At 68.5% G+C, this 7,908-nt stretch carries 8 protein-coding genes; 7 read left to right on the top strand and 1 reads right to left on the bottom strand.

What is annotated here, in order from left to right; all coding sequences use genetic code 11:
• The 3 genes from BN4332_RS28980 to BN4332_RS28970 all read left to right on the top strand — a co-directional run.
• Positions 1-758, top strand: a 758-nt coding sequence (locus BN4332_RS28980) for an LmeA family phospholipid-binding protein (protein WP_066903190.1), incomplete at its 5' end; no start/stop codon positions are given.
• Between the two features lie 69 nt (positions 759-827).
• On the top strand, positions 828-1,511 hold the full coding sequence (locus BN4332_RS28975; protein ID WP_066903188.1) for a hypothetical protein: 684 nt from the start codon (positions 828-830) through the stop codon (positions 1,509-1,511).
• Positions 1,508-1,885: a hypothetical protein gene (locus tag BN4332_RS28970; protein ID WP_066903186.1), complete on the top strand. Its 378-nt coding sequence runs from the start codon at positions 1,508-1,510 to the stop codon at positions 1,883-1,885. The genes BN4332_RS28975 and BN4332_RS28970 overlap by 4 nt, the downstream gene beginning before the upstream one ends.
• Before the next feature lie 9 nt (positions 1,886-1,894).
• Here the strand turns inward: BN4332_RS28970 and BN4332_RS28965 are convergent, their stop codons facing one another.
• Entirely contained in the window at positions 1,895-3,472 is a 1,578-nt protein-coding gene (locus BN4332_RS28965) for a PTS transporter subunit EIIC (protein ID WP_066903184.1), read from the bottom strand.
• A 160-nt stretch (positions 3,473-3,632) separates the two neighbouring features.
• Here BN4332_RS28965 and BN4332_RS28960 point away from each other — a divergent pair, with 160 nt between their 5' ends.
• The 4 genes from BN4332_RS28960 to BN4332_RS28945 all read left to right on the top strand — a co-directional run.
• Positions 3,633-4,103: a PTS sugar transporter subunit IIA gene (locus BN4332_RS28960; RefSeq protein WP_066903182.1), complete on the top strand. Its 471-nt coding sequence runs from the start codon at positions 3,633-3,635 to the stop codon at positions 4,101-4,103.
• A gap of 8 nt (positions 4,104-4,111) precedes the next feature.
• Positions 4,112-4,897 carry a glucosamine-6-phosphate deaminase gene (gene nagB / locus BN4332_RS28955; RefSeq protein WP_066903180.1) on the top strand — a complete coding sequence of 262 codons (786 nt, stop codon included), beginning with the start codon at positions 4,112-4,114 and terminating at the stop codon, positions 4,895-4,897.
• 1 nt (position 4,898) lies between these two features.
• A complete protein-coding gene (nagA, locus tag BN4332_RS28950) occupies positions 4,899-6,059 on the top strand; it encodes an N-acetylglucosamine-6-phosphate deacetylase (protein WP_066903178.1) in 1,161 nt (386 codons plus the stop codon).
• 45 nt (positions 6,060-6,104) lie between these two features.
• On the top strand, positions 6,105-7,908 hold a 1,804-nt coding region (locus tag BN4332_RS28945; RefSeq protein ID WP_235654323.1), incomplete at its 3' end, for an NACHT domain-containing protein.

The raw sequence follows: 7,908 nt of genomic DNA, 5'->3' as shown, positions 1-7,908 counted from the left end.
GGCCGCGGCCCGAGCCGGCCAAGCCGTCGTCGCGCTGGCGCAGCCCGCTGGCGGTCGCGCTGATCGCCGTCATCGTGGTCGCCGCGGTGGTGATCGGCTTGACCGGTGCCGAACTGTACGCACGGCACAAGGCCGGCTCCGTGCTGGTGGCGATCGCCGAATGCATCGTGGAGGACGAGGCCTCGGTGTCGTTCGGGGTCAGCCCGCCGTTCCTGTGGCAGCACATCACCGGCCACTACACCAACATCTCGGTGAAAACCGGGGGCATGCAGGTGCAGGCCGCCAAAGGGATGACTGCCGACGTCGCGCTGTCCGACATCCGGTTGGAGGGCACCGCGGACTCCAAGGGCACCATCGGATCGTTGACCGCCACGTTGTCCTGGACGGCAGCCGGGATCAAGGACACTGTGGCGGAGAACCTGCCCGGGGTCGGTGCGCTCGTCACCGACGTCAGCACCGACCCGTCCGCCGGCACCATCACCATGCAGGCGGTGGGGGACACCAAGGTGACCGCCAAGCCGGTGGTGAACGACGGCAACCTGGACCTGGAGGTCACCGACGTCAGTGGTCCGTTCGAGAAGGACACCGTGCAGACGGCGCTCGACGGCCTCACGACGCAGCTGAACGACGCCTACCCGCTGGGGATCCACGCCGACAGCGTCGAGGTGACCGACACCGGTGTGGTGGGCAAGTTCTCCAGCCAGGACGCGGCCATTCCGAACGACGAATCCGACGACGCCTGCTTCGCTCAGCTCTGAGCTGCGCCTCCTGGTATTGACGTTTCTGTAGACCATGGGCGGGTATCCCTGGCCGCAGGAGGTCAGGAAATGCCTACATGGAGTTGGATCGTCATCGCCGTAGTCGTCGTGATCATCGTGTTGCTCGCGGTGGTCGTGGCCGTATCGATGATGCGTCAGAAGCGCAGTGAACGGCTCAGGGAACAGTTCGGCCCGGAGTACGAGCACGCCGTGGAAACGGCAGGGGGCCAACGTGCGGCGGAGCGCGAACTGATCGCGCGCGAACGCAAACACAACAAGCTCAAGATCAACGAATTGCCCCCGGAGTCCCGGGCGCGGTACGTCGAGGCGTGGGGCGTGACCCAGTCCGGATTCGTCGACAATCCATCGAGATCGGTTGGCGAAGCGGACCGCCTGGTGACCGAGGTGATGCGCGAACGCGGTTATCCGATAGACGATTTCGAGCAGCGCGCGGCGGACATCTCGGTCGATCATCCCAAGGTCGTCGAACACTACCGTGCCGCACACATCCTGCACCTGGCTCAGGAGCAGGGCGAGATCGGCACCGAGGCGCAACGTGAGGCGCTCGTGCACTATCGCGCGCTGTTCGAGCAGCTGGTCGGCCCGGCGCCCGGAACACGGCCCGACGCCCGCGATGCCGAGCATGACGTCGCGACCGAACGAGGCGACGCCGAGGCCCGGCGCACCGCAGGCAGGCCCGAGGCCGGCGCGCACGAGACCGGTACGGATTCGACGAAGGAGGCCCGGGCATGACCACCCACGACGAACAGACGTCGACCGTCCGGCCGGAGCCGGTGCCCCGCGCGGCCGAGTCACTCGCGCAAGACGCCGACCGCGAACCGGTGCAGATCGAGGACAACACGTTGTTGTTCGCCGACGAGCACCGGTCCGGGCTGCACTCGCGCTGGAATGACGTGCAGGCCGCATTCGTCGACGACCCGAAGGCGGCGGTGCAGAACGCCGACAATCTGGTGGCCGAGGTGGTCGAGGAGCTCACCGCGAGTTTCGCCGACACACGTTCGCGGCTGGAGGCGCAATGGGCCCGCGGCGAGGACGCGTCGACCGAGGATCTCCGGGTGGCACTCCAGCGGTATCGCGACTTCTTCCAGCGGTTGCTCTCGGTGTGAGTCGTCGGGCTACAGACCGTCGACGATGGCGTTCTTGATCGCCTCGGAGTTGGTGCCGAAGACCGCCTGCACGCTGTTGCCCACCTCGATGACGCCCGCGGCGCCCAGCGCCTTCAACCGATCCTGGTCGACCTTGGTCTTGTCGGCCACCTCCATGCGAAGCCGGGTGATGCAGGCATCGACGTTGACCAGGTTCTCCCGGCCGCCGAATGCCGCGATGATCTGCTCGGCCTGCGTGTCGGGGCGCGCGGGTGCGGTGAGGGTGCCGGTGACGGCACCACCGGCCGCGACGGCCGTCGTGGAATCGGCTCCTTCACCGACGTTCGCCTTCTCCTCGGCGTCGAACTGCTCCTCGGGCTCTCGGCCCGGCGTCCGCATGTTCCACCGCGTGATCGCGACGTAGAACAACACGAAGTAGACGATGGCGAATACCGCGCCCATCACGATGATCAGCCAGATGTTGTGCGCGGCGGGCGCGCCCCCGTAGAGCAGCAGGTCGATCAGACCGGCCGAGAACGAGAAGCCCAGGTGGATGTCGAGCAGGTAGGCGACGGCAAGGGACAGCCCGGTCAACAGTGCGTGGATGACGTAGAGCGGGAACGCCACGAACATGAAAGCGAACTCCAGCGGTTCGGTGACACCGGTCAGGAACGCCGTCAGGGCTGCCGCCGACAGGATGCCGACTGCGACCTTGCGCTGTTTCCGGTTCGCGGCCAGGATCATCGCCAGCGCCGCGGCCGGCAGTCCGAACATCAAGATGGGGTAGAACCCCGAGGTGAGAATGCCGGCGGTGGGGTCGCCGGCCGCGAAGCGGGTGAGCTCGCCGGTGGCCACGGTGCCGTCCGGCGTCTGGTAGTCGCCGTAGATGAACCAGACATAGGAATTCGGGATGTGGTGCAGCCCCAACGGAATCAGCATGCGGTTGGCGAAGCCGTAGACGAAGGCCCCGAGCGCGCCCGCGCCCCCGATGAACCTGCCCAACGCGGTCAGGCCCGCGTCGAAGATGGGGTAGAAGTAGCTCATCAGGAACGCGAGGAACAGGCAGGCCAGCGAGACCACGATCGGGACGAATCTTCGGCCACCGAAAAACCCGAGGTATGAAGGCAATTCGATGGTGTGATAGCGGTCGAACAGCCATGCGGTCACCAGGCCCACCACGATCCCGGCGAACACGCTGTAGTTGATCTGGGCCTGGTCGCCGGCCTTGTCCACCTCACCGGCAAGCACGATCGGGGACATGGTCTTGAAGACCGCTTCCATCACCAGATAGCCGACCACGGCGGCCAGCGCCGTCGAGCCGTCGGCCTTGCGGGCGAATCCGATCGCCACGCCGACCGCGAACAGCAGGGGAAGGTTGCTGAACAGGGCGTCGCCGGCGGCGCTCATGGCCTTGAAGAACGGGCCGATCACGGGGGACTCGATCCGGCCCAGCAGATCGGGTTGGCCCAGACGCAGCAGGATGCCCGCGGCGGGCAGCACGGCGATCGGCAGCATCAGGCTCTTGCCGAGCCGTTGCAGTTGCGCGAAGCCGGGGATGTTCATCCTGGATTTAGCCTGTGCACCTTGGGGTTTCGTCGTATTGCTCATCGCCCTATCGCCCTATCGCCCTCCTGGCCACCCAGCGCGACCCGCCGCGAAGCTGAGCGGAAGCTTAGACGAGAACCTGGTCAGAAGAGGCGAACTCGTGCCCATCGCCGGCCGCGCTCGTATTGTTTGGGGCACCAGTGCACAGCGAAGGAGCCACCCAGTGAGCATGACGCGAGTCCTGGCCCCGGTCGCGGGGCGGGCAGTGGCCCTTCAGGACGTGCCGGACCCGGTGTTCTCCGCGGGCATGGTGGGTTACGGCGCCGCCGTGGACCCGCCGCGCGGCGTGGTCGATGCGATCGCTCCGGTCACCGGCAAGCTGTTGAAACTGATGCCGCATGCGTACGTCATCATGACCGCCGACAACGTCGGCGTCCTGGTCCACCTCGGCCTGGACACCGTCACGCTGAACGGTGAAGGTTTCGTCACCCACGTCAACCAAGGCGACGAGCTCACCGCGGGCCAGGCGGTGATCACCTACGACGCTGCCGCCGTCGAGGCCAAGGGGCTCAATCCGATCGTTCCCGTCGTGGTGATGGACGAGCGTGAGCCGGGCAACGTGACGGTATCCGAGGCGGTGCGGTCCGGATCCGACATCGGTTCAGGCGCAGACCTTTTCACGGCGAACAAGTAGAACGAGTAATGGAAGTCGTCATTCTGGCCGATGCCGCCGAGATCGGCACGGTGGCCGCAGACGCGGTCGGCGCGCTGCTGGCCCGCAAACCGGACGCGGTCCTCGGCCTGGCGACCGGTTCCTCGCCGCTGGCGGTCTACGACGAGCTCGCCGCGCGGTATACCGCTGGCCAGATCTCGTTCCGGCAGGCCGGGGGATTCACCCTCGACGAATACGTTGGCCTACCCGCTGACCATCCCGAGCGCTACCGCAATGTGATCGACGCGGTCTTCGTCTCCCGCGTCGACTTCGGGCCCGGCGCCGTTCACGGGCCCGACGGCCTGGCCGCCGACATTCCGGCGGCGTGCGCGGCGTACGAGGCGGCGATCCGTGACGCCGGTGGTGTCGACCTGCAGATCGTCGGCATCGGCACCGACGGACACATCGCGTTCAATGAGCCGGGGTCCTCGCTGGCGTCGCGGACCCGCATCAAGACGCTCACCCGCCAGACCCGCCTCGACAACGCCAGGTTCTTCGGCGGCGATCTCGACGCGGTGCCCACGCACTGTCTCACCCAGGGGTTGGCCACCATCATGGCCGCGCGGCACGTGATCCTGGTGGCACTCGGCCGCAGCAAGGCCGAGGCGGTGCACCATCTGGTGGAAGGCGCCGTGAGTGCCATGTGGCCGGCGACCATCCTGCAGCATCATCCGCACGTCACCGTGCTGCTCGACGACGCCGCCGCGCAGCGGCTCCAGCTCATCGACTACTACCGCGAGACCTATCGCTCGAAACCGGATTGGCAGGGCATCTGAAGTGCTGCTGACCGCCGATACCGTGCTGACGGGCGCAGAACTGTTGCGGCCGGGCTGGATTGACGTCTCGGGCGACCGGGTGACAGCGCTCGGTGCGGGCGCGCCGCCCCGGCCCGCCGACCGGCACCTGGTGACCGTGGTGCCCGGTTTCGTCGACACCCACCTGCACGGCGGTGCCGGGGCGAACTTCTCCGCGGCGTCGCATGCCGAAACCGTCGCCGCCGCCGACCTGCATCGCAGACACGGCAGCACCACGCTGATCGCCTCGCTGGTGACGACCGGCCCCGACGAGCTGCGAAACCAGGTCTCCGTGCTGGCCGAGGACGTCAGGGCCGGGGTGATCGACGGTATCCACCTCGAAGGCCCTTGGCTGTCGACCGTGCGGTGCGGGGCCCATCAGCCCGCGCTGATGCGGGATCCGGATCCGGCCGAGATCGACCGGCTGCTCGCCGCCGCCGAGGGCACCATCCGGATGGTGACGATCGCCCCCGAACGGCCGGGCGCGCTTGCGGCCATCCGGCAGTTCACCGATGCCGGGGTAGTGGTGGCCGTGGGGCACACCGAGGCGACCTACGAGCAGACCCGGGTGGCCCTCGCGGCTGGTGCGACGGTCGGCACGCATCTGTTCAACGCCATGCGCCCGGTGGATCGGCGGGAGCCGGGGCCGGTGGTCGCGCTGATCGAGGATCCCACTGTCACCGTCGAACTCATCACCGACGGGGTCCACATCGACGCCGCCATCTACCGGCACGTCACGCGTGCCGCAGGCGCGGACCGGGTTTCACTGATCACCGATGCGATGGCCGCGACCGGCATGCCCGACGGCCGTTACCACCTGGGGCCGGTCCAGGTCGACGTGGCCGGGGGAGTCGCGCTCGTCGGGGGTACCGACACCGTCGCGGGCAGTACCGCGACCATGGACCGCGTCGTCCGGTTCGCCGTCGCCCATTGCGGTTTGGACCGTGATGAGGCCCTGATGCTCGCGGTTCGGCAGGCCTCGGTCAACCCGGCTCGGGCGCTTGGTCTGCCCGCCGGTGGCCTGACCCCCGGCGCCGCGGCGGATCTGGTGGCCCTGGGCTCGGACCTGACGGTCGAGGGTGTGTTGCGCCATGGTGACTGGGCGCTGGAGCCTGCCGGCCCATCCTCGAAAAGTGTTTTCTGAGGCAAGGATTCGCCCCTGCGGTGCCGGGATTCTCCGATACCGATATTGGCACCGGCGTACCGTCAGCCGGGTACCGCGCTGAGTATCTGGGGGTGGTCGTTGTCCGACTGGCCGTTTGTCGCACGCGAGGCCGAGCGCAGCGAGGCCGCACAGGCGCTGCGGGGTGGCTCCCGGGGTGTGGTGCTGGCAGGCGGGGCCGGGGTGGGCAAATCGACGTTGGCGCGGGTGCTCGCCGGGGCATGGGAGGCCGACGGTCGCCCGGTGCGGTTCGTGCTGGGCACCGAAACCGGACAGGCGGTGCCGCTCGGGGCCTTTCACCACGCACTCACCCTGACCGATGCGCACGACCCGACTGTGATGCTCGCGGTTGCCTACGAGAGGCTCGCCGCCCATCCCGACCTACTCATCGTGGTCGACGACGCGCAGCATCTCGACCCGCTGTCGGCGCTGCTGGTCCAGCAGCTGGCAGTCGGCGGCCCGACGAAACTGGTGGTCACCATCCAGAGTGGGGCATCCACCTCCGACGCGGTGACCGCGTTGTGGAAAGAACAACTGCTGCTGCGGCTGGACGTCGAACCCTTCACGCGTGAGCAGACCCGTGAGTTGGTGCGGGCGGTCCTGCGCGGTGACGTCGATGAGCGCGCCGTCGGTGAGCTGCACCGGTTCTCGTCGGGCAGCCCGCTCTATCTCCGCGGCGTGATCAACGCGGCGCTCGGCGACGAGGTGCTGGTGTGTGACCACGGCAGCTGGCGCCTGTGCGGCCGGCTGCGGGCCAGCGCCGATCTGAATGCCCTCATCGCCTCGCGCCTCGACATTCTGGCCGCCGACGAACGCGACGTGGTCGAGGTGGTTTCCACCGCCGAGGTGCTCGACTGGGATGTGCTCGCCGGAGCCTGCGACGTCGAGGCCATCGCCCGGGCGGAACGGCGAGGGGCGATCCAGGTGATCAACGGCGCGGCCTGCACCCTGGTCCAGCCCGGCCATCCGATCGTCGGCGAGGTGGCACGCAGCCGCTGCTCCAAAACCCGCTTCCGGCAGATCAATACGGTCCTCGCGTCGCTGCTGCAGGCGCATCTGCCGGCAGCGAACAACGGTTCCCTGCCCGATGTGCGGGGACGGATCCAGCTGGCGCGGTTCATGATGGGAGGCAGCGCGCCGGCGAATCCGGGCGTCATCGCCGACGCGGCGGCCAGTGCCGTCACTATGTCCAATCTGGTGCTCGGTGAAGAACTGGCGCGCTACGCGCTGGACCATGGCGCCGGCGTTTCCGCGGCACTGGTACTGGCCGACGCGATCTGCTGGCAGGGGCGCGGTGAGGAGGCGGAGGAACTGCTGGCCCGGTCGGTGCCGCCGCAGGACGAGGAGATGACGCTGGCCCGTTGGGGGTGTCTGCGGGCCGCGAATCTGTTCTTCGGATGTGGCCGCGCCGAGGCGGCAGATGCGGTGCTGACCATGCTGCGCGAGCGGGTGCACGACCCGGAGCCACTGAGCCTGGTGGCGGCGATGGACGTGGTTTTCGCGTTCTTCGCCGGAGAGCTGGCCGACGCCATCGTCCTTGGCGCCGAGACACTTCGCGGGGAGGCGCTGCCGACGGCCACCGTCTGGGCAGCGCTGGCCACCTCGGGCGCGCTGGCCCTGGCGGGCCGGACCGACCAGGTCGATACCGTCGCACAGGTCGGTGAACTGGCCGCCGACGGTTGCGAGTGCGGGCCGCCACGGTTCTGGCTCGGCTTCGCGCAGGTGTCGGCCGACGTGGCCGACGGGAAGCTGGCCGAGGCGCGCCGGGTGTGTGACCGGTACGCCGTACTGGCCGCCGGTTCGCCGCAGGCCGAGGCGATCGTGGCGGCGC

The organism is Mycolicibacterium houstonense (genome assembly GCF_900078665.2).
GTDB lineage: Bacteria > Actinomycetota > Actinomycetes > Mycobacteriales > Mycobacteriaceae > Mycobacterium > Mycobacterium houstonense.
This window is presented reverse-complemented; position numbering and strand designations above follow the sequence as displayed.